The organism is Candidatus Nanopelagicales bacterium (assembly GCA_018003655.1).
Lineage (GTDB): Bacteria > Actinomycetota > Actinomycetes > S36-B12 > UBA10799 > JAGNDY01.
Genome location: JAGNDY010000008.1, coordinates 1 through 13,709 on the forward strand (window position 1 = coordinate 1; position 13,709 = coordinate 13,709).

The 13,709-nt window shown below is 63.4% G+C and carries 14 protein-coding genes; 4 read left to right on the forward strand and 10 right to left on the reverse strand.

The features are described 5' to 3' along the window. The first annotated feature begins 94 nt into the window (after window positions 1–94). Together KAZ48_02825 and trpS are read left to right on the forward strand one after the other, a co-directional pair. Window positions 95–1,441, forward strand: coding sequence for an HlyC/CorC family transporter (locus tag KAZ48_02825; protein MBP7971707.1), 1,347 nt, complete (start codon window positions 95–97; stop codon window positions 1,439–1,441). A gap of 5 nt (window positions 1,442–1,446) precedes the next feature. Continuing rightward, the gene (gene trpS, locus KAZ48_02830; protein ID MBP7971708.1) at window positions 1,447–2,457 is read left to right on the forward strand and encodes a tryptophan--tRNA ligase; all 1,011 of its coding nucleotides are present in this window, start codon (window positions 1,447–1,449) and stop codon (window positions 2,455–2,457) included. Here the strand turns inward: trpS and KAZ48_02835 are convergent. From KAZ48_02835 to sdhC, 7 genes are all read right to left on the reverse strand, one after another. After that, on the reverse strand, window positions 2,421–3,611 hold the full coding sequence (locus KAZ48_02835; protein MBP7971709.1) for a D-alanyl-D-alanine carboxypeptidase: 1,191 nt from the start codon (window positions 3,609–3,611) through the stop codon (window positions 2,421–2,423). The two genes, trpS and KAZ48_02835, sit on opposite strands and share 37 nt — an antisense overlap. A gap of 125 nt (window positions 3,612–3,736) precedes the next feature. After that, window positions 3,737–4,207 (reverse strand): SRPBCC family protein, encoded by a 471-nt coding sequence (locus tag KAZ48_02840; protein ID MBP7971710.1) that lies wholly within the window; start codon window positions 4,205–4,207, stop codon window positions 3,737–3,739. Further along, the gene (locus KAZ48_02845) at window positions 4,204–4,758 is read right to left on the reverse strand and encodes a hypothetical protein (protein MBP7971711.1); all 555 of its coding nucleotides are present in this window, start codon (window positions 4,756–4,758) and stop codon (window positions 4,204–4,206) included. Before KAZ48_02845 ends, KAZ48_02840 begins: the two co-directional genes overlap by 4 nt. Before the next feature lie 55 nt (window positions 4,759–4,813). Then, window positions 4,814–5,563, reverse strand: a complete 750-nt coding sequence (locus KAZ48_02850; protein MBP7971712.1) for a succinate dehydrogenase iron-sulfur subunit — start codon at window positions 5,561–5,563, stop codon at window positions 4,814–4,816. After that, window positions 5,563–7,308: a succinate dehydrogenase flavoprotein subunit gene (locus tag KAZ48_02855; GenBank protein ID MBP7971713.1), complete on the reverse strand. Its 1,746-nt coding sequence runs from the start codon at window positions 7,306–7,308 to the stop codon at window positions 5,563–5,565. The genes KAZ48_02850 and KAZ48_02855 overlap by 1 nt, the downstream gene beginning before the upstream one ends. Before the next feature lie 16 nt (window positions 7,309–7,324). Further along, on the reverse strand, window positions 7,325–7,726 hold the full coding sequence (locus KAZ48_02860) for a succinate dehydrogenase hydrophobic membrane anchor subunit (GenBank protein ID MBP7971714.1): 402 nt from the start codon (window positions 7,724–7,726) through the stop codon (window positions 7,325–7,327). Further along, window positions 7,723–8,133: a succinate dehydrogenase, cytochrome b556 subunit gene (sdhC, locus tag KAZ48_02865; protein MBP7971715.1), complete on the reverse strand. Its 411-nt coding sequence runs from the start codon at window positions 8,131–8,133 to the stop codon at window positions 7,723–7,725. Before sdhC ends, KAZ48_02860 begins: the two co-directional genes overlap by 4 nt. Before the next feature lie 203 nt (window positions 8,134–8,336). On the opposite strand from sdhC, the gene KAZ48_02870 reads away from it, so the two are divergent. Beyond that, on the forward strand, window positions 8,337–9,917 hold the full coding sequence (locus KAZ48_02870; protein ID MBP7971716.1) for a methylmalonyl-CoA mutase: 1,581 nt from the start codon (window positions 8,337–8,339) through the stop codon (window positions 9,915–9,917). 102 nt (window positions 9,918–10,019) lie between these two features. Here KAZ48_02870 and KAZ48_02875 read toward each other — a convergent pair whose 3' ends face one another. After that, complete coding sequence (locus KAZ48_02875) at window positions 10,020–10,955, reverse strand: hypothetical protein (protein ID MBP7971717.1); 936 nt, start codon at window positions 10,953–10,955, stop codon at window positions 10,020–10,022. A gap of 218 nt (window positions 10,956–11,173) precedes the next feature. Continuing rightward, complete coding sequence (locus KAZ48_02880; protein MBP7971718.1) at window positions 11,174–11,626, reverse strand: gamma-glutamylcyclotransferase; 453 nt, start codon at window positions 11,624–11,626, stop codon at window positions 11,174–11,176. A 41-nt stretch (window positions 11,627–11,667) separates the two neighbouring features. Here KAZ48_02880 and KAZ48_02885 point away from each other — a divergent pair, with 41 nt between their 5' ends. Next, window positions 11,668–13,065 (forward strand): NAD(P)H-quinone dehydrogenase, encoded by a 1,398-nt coding sequence (locus tag KAZ48_02885; protein MBP7971719.1) that lies wholly within the window; start codon window positions 11,668–11,670, stop codon window positions 13,063–13,065. Here the strand turns inward: KAZ48_02885 and KAZ48_02890 are convergent. Further along, the gene (locus KAZ48_02890; protein ID MBP7971720.1) at window positions 13,050–13,640 is read right to left on the reverse strand and encodes a hypothetical protein; all 591 of its coding nucleotides are present in this window, start codon (window positions 13,638–13,640) and stop codon (window positions 13,050–13,052) included. The two genes, KAZ48_02885 and KAZ48_02890, sit on opposite strands and share 16 nt — an antisense overlap. Window positions 13,641–13,709: the final 69 nt, after the last annotated feature.

Consider the following 13,709-nt stretch of genomic DNA (forward strand, 5'->3'; position numbering starts at 1 on the left):
ATGACGTCACTGACGGTCGGTCGGGCCGCCAGCTACGCCGAGCGGTGGAGCGACCACTCGCCGGTCGTGGTTACGTTCGAAGCGAGTAGCGCCAATGAGTGAGGTGCTTGCCAGCGTTGTTGTGATCATTGCCTTTTCGATCATCGGCGGCTTCTTTGCCGCTGCGGAGACCGCGCTCGTCACCTTGCGAGAGAGTCAGATCAGCCGGTTGGCGACCACCAAAGGCAAACGCGGTGCACGCCTGGCAACACTGACCGCCAATCCCAACCGCTTCCTCGCGGCAGTGCAAGTGGGGGTGACGCTCACCGGGTTCATCTCGGCCGGCTACGGGTCCGCCCGAATCGTGCCCTACGTCAGTCCGTTGTTTGTGGACCTCGGACTCTCCACGGGCATTGCCGAGACGTTGTCGTTCCTGCTGGTGACGATGCTGATCGCCTACATCTCCCTGGTGTTGGGGGAGTTGGTCCCCAAGCGGATTGCTCTGCAACGGACTGAGTCCGTCGCGCTCACGTTGACCACGCCGGTCGACTGGTTGGCACGAATCTCGCGACCGTTCATCTGGTTGCTGTCGGTTTCCACAAACGTGTTCGTTCGGCTCCTTGGCTTGGATCCGGATGCGAACAAGACGGCCATGACAAACGAGGAGTTGCGGCGACTCGTAGCGTCGCACTCGGGCTTTTCCGACACTGAACGGGCGATGATCGACGACATCTTCGACGTCGCCGACCGAGAGTTGCGGGAGGTGATGGTGCCTCGGACCGAGGTGGACTTTCTGGAAGACTCAACACCGGTCGCAACAGTCGCACAGCACGTCATCCAATTGCCGCACTCGCGTTATCCGATCATCCACGGTTCGGCCGACGACGTGATCGGTTTCGTTCACGTTCGCGACGTCCTCAACCCGGCCGTGGTGCGTAGCAATCTGCGAGTGGAGAAGCTGGCGCGTGAGGTGGCGCGCTTCCCGTGGAGTAAGCGGGTTTTGCCAGCGCTGCAGACGATGCGCGACGAGCATCAGCACATGGCAATCGTCGTCGACGAATTCGGTGGCACCGCCGGGATCGTCACCCTGGAGGATCTGGTCGAGGAGCTAGTCGGCGATATTCGCGACGAGTACGACGAGGACGCGATCGGCGACCGGAACGCGCCGGGGTTCACGACGGAGATTGACGTGGACGGCTTGGACAACCTCGATGATTTCCTCGACAGCACAGGCATCCATTTGCCCGATGGCCCCTACGAGACAGTCGCTGGCTACGTGATGTCCGTCCTGGGCCGGTTACCGGAGGTAGGTGACATCGTGGCCGGTCCGGGCTGCCAGTTGGTAGTTGCGGACCTCGACGGACTGCGTGCCGCACGAATCCGCGTCCGACCAGCTGCGCCCCGCAGCCCGGCACAATCGCCGACCGAAACAGATTCACCGCAGGACCCGGTGCGAGAATGACGCCCATGTTCAAACCGGCCAGCGACCGCGTCCTGTCAGGAATCCAACCGACTGCCGATTCCTTCCATATCGGCAATTATCTGGGTGCGTTGCGGTACTGGGTTGATCTGCAAAATACCCACGATGCCTTCTATTGCGTGGTCGATCAGCACGCGATCACGGTTGAGCACGACCCCGCGTTGCTGCGCGCACGAACGCTGGGTTCCTACGCGCAGTTGATCGCGGCTGGAGTCGATCCGAAGCGGGCGACGCTGTTTGTGCAGAGCCACGTACCCGAACACGCGCAGTTGGCCTGGGTCCTCAGTTGCATCACCGGCTACGGCGAGGCGGCGCGGATGACCCAGTTCAAGGACAAGTCCGGCCGCGAAGGTGCGGGCGCCACAACCGTGGGCCTGTTCACCTACCCGGTTCTGCAGGCGGCGGACATCCTCGTTTACCAGGCCGCCGGCGTCCCGGTTGGCGAAGACCAACGCCAGCACTTGGAGTTGACCCGCGATCTGGCAGGACGATTCAATTCCCGCTTTGGCCAAACCTTCGTTGTTCCTGCGCCGCTCATCGTCAAGGACACTGCCAAAATCCTCGATCTGCAGGACCCGACCGCCAAGATGAGCAAGTCGCTGCCAGCAGGTTGTGTAGCCCTGCTTGACCCCCCGGGGCAGATCGCCAAGAAGATCAAGTCGGCAGTTACCGACAGCGAAACCGAGATCCGGTTCGACTCCGTGAACAAGCCGGGTGTATCCAACCTGCTGTCGATCCAGTCGGCGTTCACCGGGGAGTCCGTGGCCGATCTTGAGGCGCACTACCAAGGACGCATGTACGGCCATCTCAAAGTGGAAGTCGCCGAGGTGGTCGCCGACTTTGCTGTGGGGTACCAGCAACGAACCGCCGAACTCCTCGACGATCGCGCTGAGCTTGAGCGATTGATGGCTGACGGCGCGATCCGTGCTCGAGGTATCGCTTCGGCGACCATCAAGGACGTCTACGACAAGGTCGGCTTCGTTCCGTTTGTAGCCTGATTCGCCCGCCGACGATTCCTTCGCGCCACAAGCAGCGTGATCGCTAATGCGAGAACCACGAGTCCAGCGAGGGTGAGGGCGGCAATTCTGCCCGGGGTCGTGAGGGGGTTGGCTGACTTGTCGAACGTTGAATTCGCCCGCGCAAGGTCGGCCGACTGTGTGGCAGTTGCTGTGCCCGCGTCGACTGCGGGCGCGCCTGCGAGCGGTTCGGGCAGGCTGCCGATCGGCGTGACTCGGTCGGCATTGGCGAAGCCCCAGTTGAAGAGCTTCCTCGCAGCGGTCTCGGTTGGTGAGGTGATGACCATCAGCGCGATGATCAGGGTTCGATTGCCACGGGTTGCCTGTGCCACAAACGTTCGTCCCGCGTTGGTGGTGTAACCGGTCTTGCCTGCCTCGATGCCGGCAAAGTTGTGCAACAGCAGGCGGTTCTCGCTGTAGATGGTTCTGGTGCCTGGGGACCTCTTTCCCGTCTTTACCGGTTGCGGGAACTGCGCGGACTTGACGGCCAAGTACTGCCGGAACTCTGGCAATTGCATTCCCGCGCGGAAGATGGTGGCGAGGTCCATCGCCGAGCTCAACTGGCCGGGCTCGTCGAGTCCACTCGGGGTCTTGGCGACGGTGTTGTTCGCTTGCAGCCGGCGGGCCTCGGCGTTCATCTGTTCAAGCGTCGGACCCCAGCCACCGTTGGCGTTTGCCAGCGCACTCGCCGCGTCGTTCCCAGACGGAAGCAGCATGCCGTACATCAAATCGTTGACGGTGTAGGTCGTGCCAGCCACGACGCCCACGTGGGCACCTTCGGCAGTCTCGTCTTGCTTGCGGCCCACATACCTGGTGGTGCCCGGCAGGCGGGGGATGATGGTGAACGCGGTCAGAGTCTTGAGCGTGCTGGCGGGTGGTCTCGCCCTACTTTCATCCTTGGCCGCGAGGATCTCGCCGGTGTTCGCATCGGCCATGATCCACGAGGCTGCTTTGATGTTCGGGACAGGCTGGGCGCCCGGCTGCAGGTTCACTCGGACCGGGGCTTCGCTGGGTGTCGGTTTAGGTGATGCTGCCGGAGCCGTGGCCACAGCCGGACCGATTCCGGCCGCGAATGCGACCGCTGTCGCAGCTACGATCACGACGGCGCGGCGCAGCCGAAAGTCACGTGTGCTCATGGGTCCTACCGTCGGATCTGGGGCCAAGGACTACAAGTCTGACACTGTTGAGCACTGGACCTGGTGATGGGACCTGCTTGCCCATGATTTCGGGAGGATTCGTCGTCTGGCTGCCGCAGCTCGGCCTAACTGGCTTCCAGATACCGCTTCAACGCTCTGAGTCGGCGGCGAGTTTCAGTTCGGAACAAACGGATCGCGACGAACTCCAGCGGTCTGGCGAGTGCAGCTGGTCTGCACCTCAACGTGAGTGTGTAGACCAGCTCGCTGCTTGGGGCAGCAGACCCAGCGATGGGGCGGTCGCGGTGCCGGATCGATGCTGACCAGTTCTGGAAGATGAAGTAGGGCGTGACCAGCGTTACCGCCGCGAGGTTGGGCCGGTTGAAGGTCACGTAGCGCGTGGTGAACGCCAAGCCGCCCAGATACCAGTGGGCCACGCAGGTTGTGACGACGTCGCGCGCCGGGCGCGCTCCGCCGACCGTGTAGGCACGCCGCAGCAACGTGTCCCACTGCGTCCGGATCCGATAGTCGTGGACCGTGTCGAACACCGTGAGGGCAGGCTTTGCGATAGTGATCGACTCAACCAGATGGGCCGTCATCGGACTGTGGAGCGCTGGTCAATCGAGGCGACGTTGCGTGAGATCTCAGTCAACAGATACCGCTGAAATCCGCGCAGGAAAACGCGTACTGGTAGACCGAACAGCAGCGCCACCCGCCGATCAATCGAGTACTCGGTTGTCAGCCGAATCCTGGTCGCCGAAGTCGCGGTCGAGCTCTGGTCAGTCAGCAGGTATGAACCCGCCGGGATTTGGACCAGCCCATCGGAAAGATCAAAAAAGTAGAGAACCTTGAAACCCTTCTCCGGGTTGAAGGTGAACGCATATTCGCGCGGTGGCACCCACCTGGTAATGCGTTGAATGAATCGCTTGCCCGTTGCAAAGTAGGCGATGCGCTGGCCGCCGACGCCGGTTGCAACAATCTCAGCCCGAACTGGATGGGGTATTCCGGCGATCCGGAAACCGAGCGGGTGCGAGGCCGCATGAATGTCGACGCTGACGATCTGGTCCCACACGCATTCCAGCGTCCCGGCGACGTCAGTTGACGACTCGATCGTTCCCACCACCCTGGGCGGGGAATTCGGCGAACTCACCCACCCAGTCTGACACCGAGCGCGGAGCTAGCCCACCCCGAAGGACCAGTTGGGGTCAGCCGGTGCCGCGGATCAGTGCGCGCTTGACTTCTTGGATCGCCTTGGTGACCTCGATACCACGTGGGCACGCCTCGGTGCAGTTGAAGATCGTGCGACAGCGCCACACACCCTCTTGCGAGTTGAGGATCTCAAGGCGCTCGTCACGGCCCTTGTCGCGGCTGTCAAAGATGAACCGGTGCGCGCCGACGATTGCCTGCGGTCCGAAGTACTGGCCGTCGTTCCAGAACACCGGGCACGCGGATGTACAGGCGGCGCAGAGGATGCACTTGGTGGTGTCGTCGAAGGATGCGCGCTCGTCAGCGGATTGGATCCACTCCTTGGTCGGAGGATGGCCGTCGGTGACCAGGAATGGCATGACCTCGCGATAAGCATCGAAGAACGGCTCCATGTCCACCACCAGGTCTTTCTCCTGCGGCAGACCCTTGATTGCCTCGACGGTGATCGGCTTCTTGGTGTTCAGATCCTTGATGAGGGTCTTGCATGCGAGGCGATTGCGACCGTTGATGCGCATGGCGTCGGAGCCACAGATGCCGTGGCCGCAGGAGCGGCGGAAGGTCAGGCTGCCATCCTGCTCGCCCTTGATCTTTTCCAGGGCGGTCAGGACACGGTCAGTCGGGAAGCACGCGACGGTGAACTCTTGCCAGTACGCGGCGTCGCCGCTCTCTGGATCGAAGCGCAGCACTTTGATGCGCACATCGGTCGCGACGGGGGCATCGGCGGTAGGGGTAGCTGTGGTTGCACTCATCAGTACTTCCGCTCCATCGGCTGATACCTGGTGACGATGACGGGTTTGTAGTCCAGTCGAACCTCTTCGGAGTCCGGCTCGCGGTAGGCCATCGTGTGAACCATGAAGTTCTCGTCGTCGCGGGTTTGGTAGTCCTCCCGGGCGTGGCCGCCGCGGGATTCCTTGCGTGCCAGGGCGCCGAGAACCAGGGTCTCGGCCAAGTCGAGCAGGAAACCGAGTTCGATCGCCTCAAGCAGGTCGGTGTTGTAGCGGCGGCCCATGTCCTGGATCGATACGTTCTTGTACCGCGCTTGCAGTTCCTTGACGTCAGACAGCGCCTGGGTGAGGGTCTCGTCGTTGCGATAGACCTGCGCATTCATGTCCATCGTCTCTTGCATCGCGCGCCGGATCTCGGAGGTGCGTTCGGAGCCATCTGAATCGCGCAGATTCTCGATCAGTTCCGTGACCCGACCGGCGGGATCCTCGGGTAGCGGGGGAGCGTCGACGGTCGCCGAGTACTCCGCTGCCGCTGTTCCGGCCCGACGTCCGAAGACGTTGATGTCGAGCAGGGAGTTGGTGCCCAACCGGTTGGAGCCGTGGACCGAGACGCATGCACACTCGCCCGCAGCGTAGAGACCAGGGACGACGTGCTCGTTGTCGCGCAGTACCTCGGTCTCGACGTTCGTCGGGATGCCGCCCATCGCGTAGTGGGCAGTCGGGAATACCGGAACCAATTCCGTGATCGGGTCGACGCCCAGGTAGGTGCGTGAGAACTCCGTGATGTCGGGGAGCTTCTCTTCGATTTGTTCGGCCGGCAGGTGCGTGAGGTCGAGGTACACGTAGTCCTTGTGTGGCCCCGCCCCTCGGCCTTCGCGGACTTCCTGCACCATCGCGCGGGACACCATGTCGCGGGGGGCAAGGTCCTTGATTGTCGGTGCGTAGCGCTCCATGAACCGCTCGCCATCGACGTTACGCAAGATGCCGCCCTCGCCGCGGGCACCTTCAGTGAGCAGCACCCCTAAGCCGGCCAGACCGGTCGGGTGGAACTGGTAGAACTCCATGTCCTCGAGTGGCAGGCCTTGGCGGTAGACGATCGCCATGCCGTCGCCGGTCAGCGTGTGCGCATTTGAGGTCGTCTTGAAGACCTTGCCGAAGCCGCCAGTGGCGAAGACGACTGACTTGGCGGAGAACACGTGGATCTCGCCGGTTGCCAACTCGTAGGCGACAACGCCAGCCGCTCGGGGCTCGCCATCGGAATGGTCGAGCAGCAGGTCAAGCACGTAGAACTCGTTGTAGAACTCGATGCCCTCTTTGATGCAGTTTTGGTAGAGGGTCTGCAAGATCATGTGGCCGGTGCGATCTGCGGCGTAACAGGCCCGTCGAACGGCCGCCTCGCCGTGATTGCGGGTGTGGCCACCGAATCGGCGCTGGTCGATCCGGCCCTCTGGGGTCCGATTGAACGGCAATCCCATGTTCTCCAGGTCGATGACCGCGTCGATGGCCTCCTTACACATGATCTCGGCCGCGTCCTGGTCGACGAGGTAGTCACCGCCCTTGATCGTGTCGAAGGTGTGCCATTCCCAGTTGTCTTCCTCGACGTTGGCCAGTGCCGCACACATGCCACCCTGTGCCGCGCCGGTGTGCGACCGAGTCGGGTAGAGCTTGGTGAGCACAGCGGTCCGGGCGCGGGGTCCCGACTCCAGGGCCGCACGCATCCCGGCGCCGCCGGCACCCACAATGACAACGTCGTAGCGATGGGTCTGCATAGTCGTCGACTACCCCTTAACCGATGCTCGGATCGAACGTGAAGATCACCATCGAGCCGAGGGCGATGGTCAGGACTGTGGCGACGTAGAGCAAGACCTTCAGTGTGACGCGCGTGCCCGGGCGACTGGCGTAATCGTTGATGACCGTGCGCAAACCGTTGCCACCGTGGAGCATCGCTAACCACAGCATCGTCAGGTCCCACATCTGCCAGAACGGGCTCGACCAGCGGCCGGCGACGAATGCGAAGTTGATCCGGTGCACGCCGCCGTCGAGGATATTCATGATGAACAGGTGGCCGAGGACCAAGAAGATCAGGATGATTGCGGACACCCGCATGAACATCCATGAGTAGAGCTCGAAGTTGCCACGGCTCAGTTGCCGCTTGCTGCGGGGCTTGTCCAGAGTTGGCGCGCTCATGCGGCACTTCCAAACATCGACTCAACCGTGCGTTGCAGCATGAAATACACACCGGGAAGCATGACAACCACCCAGACTCCGACCAGGCTCCACAGCATGACCTTTTGGTAGCGGGGACCCTTGCTCCAGAAGTCAATCAGGATGATCCGGAGCCCGTTGAGGGCGTGGTACAGAACCGCGCCGACCAGGCCTACCTCAAGCAGGTTGACGATCGGGGTCTTATAGGACGCGATAACCGTGTTGTAGGTCTCTGGGGACACTCGCACCAACGCGGTATCCAGGACGTGAACCAACAGGAAGAAGAAGACCAGCACACCGGTGATCCGGTGCGCGACCCACGACCACATTCCATCGCGGCCGCGGTAAAGCGTTCCGGTAGCGGACTTTGCCACCTGCGCCTCCGACATCAATTCGGTGGGCGGGCACGTCACTTCAAGGGCGCCCGGGGCCAGCAACCGAACAACGAACATGGAGTGGCCTAACGGCGATGTTATCTGCCTAACGGCTGCTGATCGCCCACCGGCCTGGTGCCTTTGGGCACATTTCGTCGCGGAGTCCTCCGGCCGGGGGTTGGCGTCTGACAGATCATGTGCCGGATACCCTCTTGGCTATGGCGTCTTCCACCGAATCAGGTCTGCCGTTTGAGCCGGTCTATGGGCCCGAGGTCCTCGCGGATTGGGATCCGGCGGTGGAGTTAGGCCAGCCCGGTGAGTTCCCATTTACCCGCGGCGTTTACCCCACGATGTACACCGGCCGACCCTGGACGATGCGGCAGTACGCCGGATTCGGAACGGCGGCTGAGTCGAACCGCCGCTATCACGAGTTGATCGATGCTGGCACCAACGGCCTGAGCGTGGCCTTCGACCTGCCGACCCAGATGGGCTACGACTCTGACCACAAACTCGCCAGCGGGGAGGTGGGCAAGGTCGGCGTTGCGATTGACTCCGTCGAGGACATGAGCGTGCTTTTCGGTGGGATCCCGCTGGACAAGGTCTCGACTTCCATGACCATCAATGCGCCCGCCGCGACGTTGCTGCTCATGTACCAACTCGTCGGTGAGGAGAACGGCATCCCGGGCTCGGCGTTGACCGGAACGATTCAGAATGACGTGCTCAAGGAATACATCGCGCGTGGTACCTACATCTATCCGCCGGCGGCATCACTGCGGCTGATCACCGACATCTTCAAGTACTGCAAGACCGAGATCCCCAAGTGGAACACCATCTCGATCTCCGGGTATCACATGGCTGAGGCCGGCGCGACCCCTGCGCAGGAGATCGCCTTCACCCTGGCCGACGGCATCGAGTACGTGCAGGCGGCTATCGATTCAGGCCAACACGTCGACGAGTTCGCGCCACGGTTGGCCTTCTTCTTCGTCTCGCGGACGAGCTTCCTGGAAGAGGTTGCCAAGTTCCGCGCAGCCCGCAGAATCTGGGCGCGGGTCATGAAGGAGCGGTTCGGTGCCAAGAACCCGAAGTCGATGATGCTGCGATTCCACACCCAGACTGCCGGGGTGCAACTGACGGCTCAACAGCCAGAGGTGAACCTTGTACGCGTCGCCGTGCAGGGCCTGGCGGCGGTCATGGGTGGTACCCAGTCGCTACATACCAACTCCTTTGACGAGGCCATCGCGCTACCCACGCAGAAGGCTGCCCGGTTGGCCTTGCGTACCCAGCAGGTTCTCGCTTACGAGACCGACGTCACCAAAACGGTCGATCCGTTCGCGGGCTCGTACGTCGTGGAGTCACTGACCGACGAGGTTGAGGCGGCAGCGCTGGACTTGATGACGCGAGTGGAGGATCTGGGCGGAGCGGTCGCTGCGATCGAACGCGGCTTCCAGAAGAGCGAAATCGAGCGTTCCGCCTACGACATTGCCAAGGAGATTGATGGCGGTGAGCGCACGGTCGTCGGCGTCAATCGATTCACGGTGGATGAGGAAGACAAGTACGTGCCGCTGCGGGTCGATCCGGCGATCGAGGCCGAACAGGTGAAGCGTCTTGAGTTGCTCCGTGCCGAGCGTGACAACGGTGAGGTCACCAACCAGCTGGACGCTCTCCGGCGCGCGGCCGAGGGCGAGGACAACTGCCTTTACCCGATGAAGGCCGCACTGGCAGCCCGCGCGACGGGCGGGGAAGTCGCCGACGCCCTGCGCGGGGTCTGGGGCCACTACGAACCCGCGGACACCTTCTAGCCCGCCCCCGCCTTTCCTCCCTGCCGAAGTTACCCAGCGGTATGGCTGTTTCCCGGGCAGTTTTGCAGCCATACCGCTGGGTAACTTTCCAGAGGGTTGGGGCTAGTCCGCGACGCGGAATGCCATCGCGAGCTTGTCGAGCATCAGGTGGGGTTCGCGGGCTGCTTCGTGCCAGTTCCACCGGACGAAGTTCCACCCAGCGGCCCGAAGGTCATCTTCCCGGTACTTTTCGGCGACCAGCACGCGCCGATCGGTGTACTTGCCCTCACCGTCGGCCTCCCCGATGAGCATGAACTCCTCCCAGAGGAAATCCGCGTAATACGCCAAACCACTCGCCCCTCGGACCAGCGTGCCGATGCCCGGCAGCGGAACACCGGCATGCAGCATCTGCCAGCGCGACACCGATTCCAAGGCTGACTCGGATGCGGGTTCGCAAAGGTCGATGGCTTCGCGTGCGTAGGCGATTCCGGCAAAGCCACGCATGTGGTCGGCCGTGGTCCAGAGTTCCTGAATTGCGCGGTTGCGGTGCGCTGGAGCCTGCACAGATTCCCGCAAGGGCGGTGGGTCTTCACCGTCAGTGAGATTGCGCGCAATGATCATCCGCGCGGCAGCGTCAACGGGGGCTTGACCGAATGGCAATCGGTTGCGGCGCGCGAGGTCCAACGCCGTACGTGCGACCGACGTGACCAACAGACCGTCCACGTTCACTATGTGATCCGGCGGCAACCTGCTGCTGCTCACGTCGTACAGCGTCGCGTCGCTTCGGTGGGTCTTGTGAATCGTGACGTGAACGCGATCGTTGTCGGGAGCAAGAGACGGGCGACCGGAGGTCAGACCGTGAAGCAGTGCTGCGGATTCATGGCTGATGACCGATCCAGGAGCGGCGAGGGCAACTACGCGGCATCGCTGGACGTGACCGTCGCGAGCTGCCGGTGCGGTCTCGCTGAACCCCGGCAATACATAGGAGTCGCGTTGCATCCGCGCGACTAATCCCCGTCGCTCGGCAGTTCGCAATTGTGCGCGCGTGAAACCCAGCATGTGTGCCTGGGTGAGAGTGAAAGGACTGGACCCGAATGCGCCGAAAATTCGGGTCCAGATCGGATCTGTTTGGCCGCCGACGAACATTCCGCAAGGGTGCCGGAAATTGGTCTACCGCCGCCGAATCCGTCCACAGCCTGAAAAGTTACCCAGTGGTATGGCTGCAAAACCGCCCGGGAAACAGCCATACCGATGGGTAACTTCCGCAAGGTAACGGGCTAGGGGTCCACGGAGCGGCACGGCCGGGAGCGGAGGTCGGTGGTGTAGTCGTCCGGCGCGCCAGCAGCTTCAGCTGCGTCAGCGATGACTCCGACGTAATGTGCCGACGGCAAACCGCCCTCGTAACCGTCAACGACGTACAACCACGCCGAGTGCTCGCCGTCCAGCGCCTGCACTCGCACGCGGACCTTGACGAATACCCCGAGCGACGTGCCCTCCCACTCGTCGAGGGCGAGCTCGTCGCGAGCGGTTACGTCGTACAGCATCAAGAAAACCTGCGATCCAGGATCCTCGACAACCGTTGCCAGGGCCCCGTCCCAACCTAGATCCGCGCCGGCGAACGTCAGCCGCCAGCCGACCAGCCAAGCCGTGCCCCGAGCGGGGGAGAAAGGGGCTCGTTGCAGCATTCGCTGCGGATCGAGGTTCGACCCGTAAGCCGCGTACAACGCCATGCGCACAGCCTAGACCGCCGCCAAGCTGGCGGCCCGGCACAATGGCTGCCGTGATGCGAACAGTGATTGTTGGCGGCGGACCGGCTGGCTACGAGGCGGCACATGTGGCGGCTCAACAGGGCGCCGACGTGACGCTGATCGAGGCGACTGGAATCGGGGGCGCGGCGGTGCTGACCGATTGTGTTCCGAGCAAGACCCTCATCGCCACCGCCCGGTCGGCGAGTCTGGCGGCCGACAGCGCGTCGCTGGGCGTGCGCGTCGAAGGTGAGCCGATCGCACCGCAGAGCACCGGCGTCGACCTGCGGTTCGTATTCGACCGGGTCGCGGCCTTGGCCACAGCCCAGTCCAACGACATCAGGGCCCGGCTGATTCGCGATGGCGTGAACGTGCTGCACGGTCGTGGTGATGTGTCCGAACCCGGCACAGTGCGTGTCGTTGACGGGCCCGACCGGGGAACTCCCGCGCCGTATAGCCAACTGCTCATCGCCACAGGCGCCCGCCCGCGTGAACTGGCCGGGGCCGCTACCGATGGGGAGAGGATCCTCAATTGGCAGCAGGTCTGGAATCTGACCGAGCTCCCCGAGCACCTGATCGTCGTGGGCTCAGGCGTAACTGGTGCTGAGTTCGCCGGCGCGTTCACGGCCCTCGGCGCGGACGTCACGCTGATCTCCTCCCGCGACCGCGTGCTGCCAACTCAGGACTCTGACGCCGCGGACGTTGTCGAGGCGGTGTTTGTCCGACGAGGGATGCAGGTGCGCTCGCGATCGCGCGCCGTCGCCGTTACCCGCACCGAAGGCGGCGTCGTTGTTGCGCTCGCCGACGGCCAGCAGGTGCGGGGAAGTCACTGCTTGCTGGCGGTCGGTGCCCTCCCCAACACCGCCGACCTGGGGCTGCAGCAACTCGGCATCCGCACATCAGAGTCCGGGCACATCGAGGTCGATCGGGTGTCGCGAACCAACGTGATGGGCGTATACGCCGCGGGTGATGTGACCGGGGTCCTGGCGCTGGCCAGCGTCGCCGCGATGCAGGGTCGGATCGCCATGTGGCATGCGTTCGGCGATGCTGTCGCGCCCTTGCAACTCGCGCAGGTCTCCTCGGCGGTATTCACCGACCCGGAGATCGCAGCCGTCGGGGTGCCGCCGGAACAAGTGGTGGCTGGGGAGGTCCAGGGAACGGTCCGCGTGCAGCAACTGGCGACCAACCCACGGGCCAAGATGCAGGGAGTCCAGGACGGATTCATCAAGCTCGTTGCCCGCCCCGACGGCGTCGTTGCCGGGGGCGTGGTGGTGGCACCTCGGGCGAGTGACCTCGTCCACGCCATCTCGATTGCGGTTGCCAAACACCTCACGGTCGATGACTTGGCTCAGATATTCACCGTCTACCCGTCGATCTCAGGCTCGGTCGCCGAGGCCGCACGGCGGCTTCACGTCGTTGACTGACCGGGTCCCGCTGGCGCGGTCGTCTCGGGCTGCCTTCGGTCTCGGACCCTTTCCACGATGAAGTACCCGGCGAGCAGGATCGCGATCACCCCAGCGCCGAGTGCTGTCGGAATCCACGGGAAACCGGCAGGTGGAGGAACCACGCCGCGGGTGTGCTGGCCAACCAGTTCGGCGAACCGGCTGATCACCGCCGCAGTGCCGTTATCGCGCTGTTCAGAGAATGCCCGGGTGAGCAACGGTTGAGCATCGAGCTCGGTTGAGAAGGTGTCCCAGACGGTCCCCACGACGGCAAGGTATGTGCCTGGTTTGGCGACCCCGGCCCGAAGCTGTCGGGCGGTTCCAGCGACCTTGGTTGTGTCGCGAGCGCCGGGCAATATCGCTACGAAGATCGGAGCACGAGTTGCCGCGATCGATGCTCGCACGCGGGCCTGTTCAGCAGCATTGAGCCGCAGCGGCGCGCCGCTGGCGCTGTAGAGGGGCGGATCTGCTCGGAGTTCCTTGATGGCGATCGCTAACGGCGGCATCGGAGTTGGCGAGGGCTCCGCCGCGGCGGCAACCCCGGGAAGGACGCTCACAGCGACCACCAGTGCGGGCAGGAGCCCCGCAAACGCGCGCCGGGTGCGCCCGCGACCCTTCAATGAACG

Excerpts from the sequence above, each read along its gene's own strand:
- KAZ48_02860 (MBP7971714.1), bottom strand. The coding sequence starts at position 7,726 with ATGAGCGCGCCAACTCTGGACAAGCCCCGCAGCAAGCGGCAACTGAGC.
- KAZ48_02850 (MBP7971712.1), bottom strand. The coding sequence starts at position 5,563 with ATGAGTGCAACCACAGCTACCCCTACCGCCGATGCCCCCGTCGCGACC.
- trpS (MBP7971708.1), top strand. The coding sequence starts at position 1,447 with ATGTTCAAACCGGCCAGCGACCGCGTCCTGTCAGGAATCCAACCGACT.
- KAZ48_02855 (MBP7971713.1), bottom strand. The coding sequence starts at position 7,308 with ATGCAGACCCATCGCTACGACGTTGTCATTGTGGGTGCCGGCGGCGCC.
- KAZ48_02875 (MBP7971717.1), bottom strand. The coding sequence starts at position 10,955 with ATGCTGGGTTTCACGCGCGCACAATTGCGAACTGCCGAGCGACGGGGA.
- KAZ48_02885 (MBP7971719.1), top strand. The coding sequence starts at position 11,668 with ATGGCTGCCGTGATGCGAACAGTGATTGTTGGCGGCGGACCGGCTGGC.
- KAZ48_02880 (MBP7971718.1), bottom strand. The coding sequence starts at position 11,626 with ATGGCGTTGTACGCGGCTTACGGGTCGAACCTCGATCCGCAGCGAATG.
- KAZ48_02825 (MBP7971707.1), top strand. The coding sequence starts at position 95 with ATGAGTGAGGTGCTTGCCAGCGTTGTTGTGATCATTGCCTTTTCGATC.
- KAZ48_02870 (MBP7971716.1), top strand. The coding sequence starts at position 8,337 with ATGGCGTCTTCCACCGAATCAGGTCTGCCGTTTGAGCCGGTCTATGGG.
- KAZ48_02840 (MBP7971710.1), bottom strand. The coding sequence starts at position 4,207 with ATGACGGCCCATCTGGTTGAGTCGATCACTATCGCAAAGCCTGCCCTC.
- sdhC (MBP7971715.1), bottom strand. The coding sequence starts at position 8,133 with ATGTCGGAGGCGCAGGTGGCAAAGTCCGCTACCGGAACGCTTTACCGC.
- KAZ48_02835 (MBP7971709.1), bottom strand. The coding sequence starts at position 3,611 with ATGAGCACACGTGACTTTCGGCTGCGCCGCGCCGTCGTGATCGTAGCT.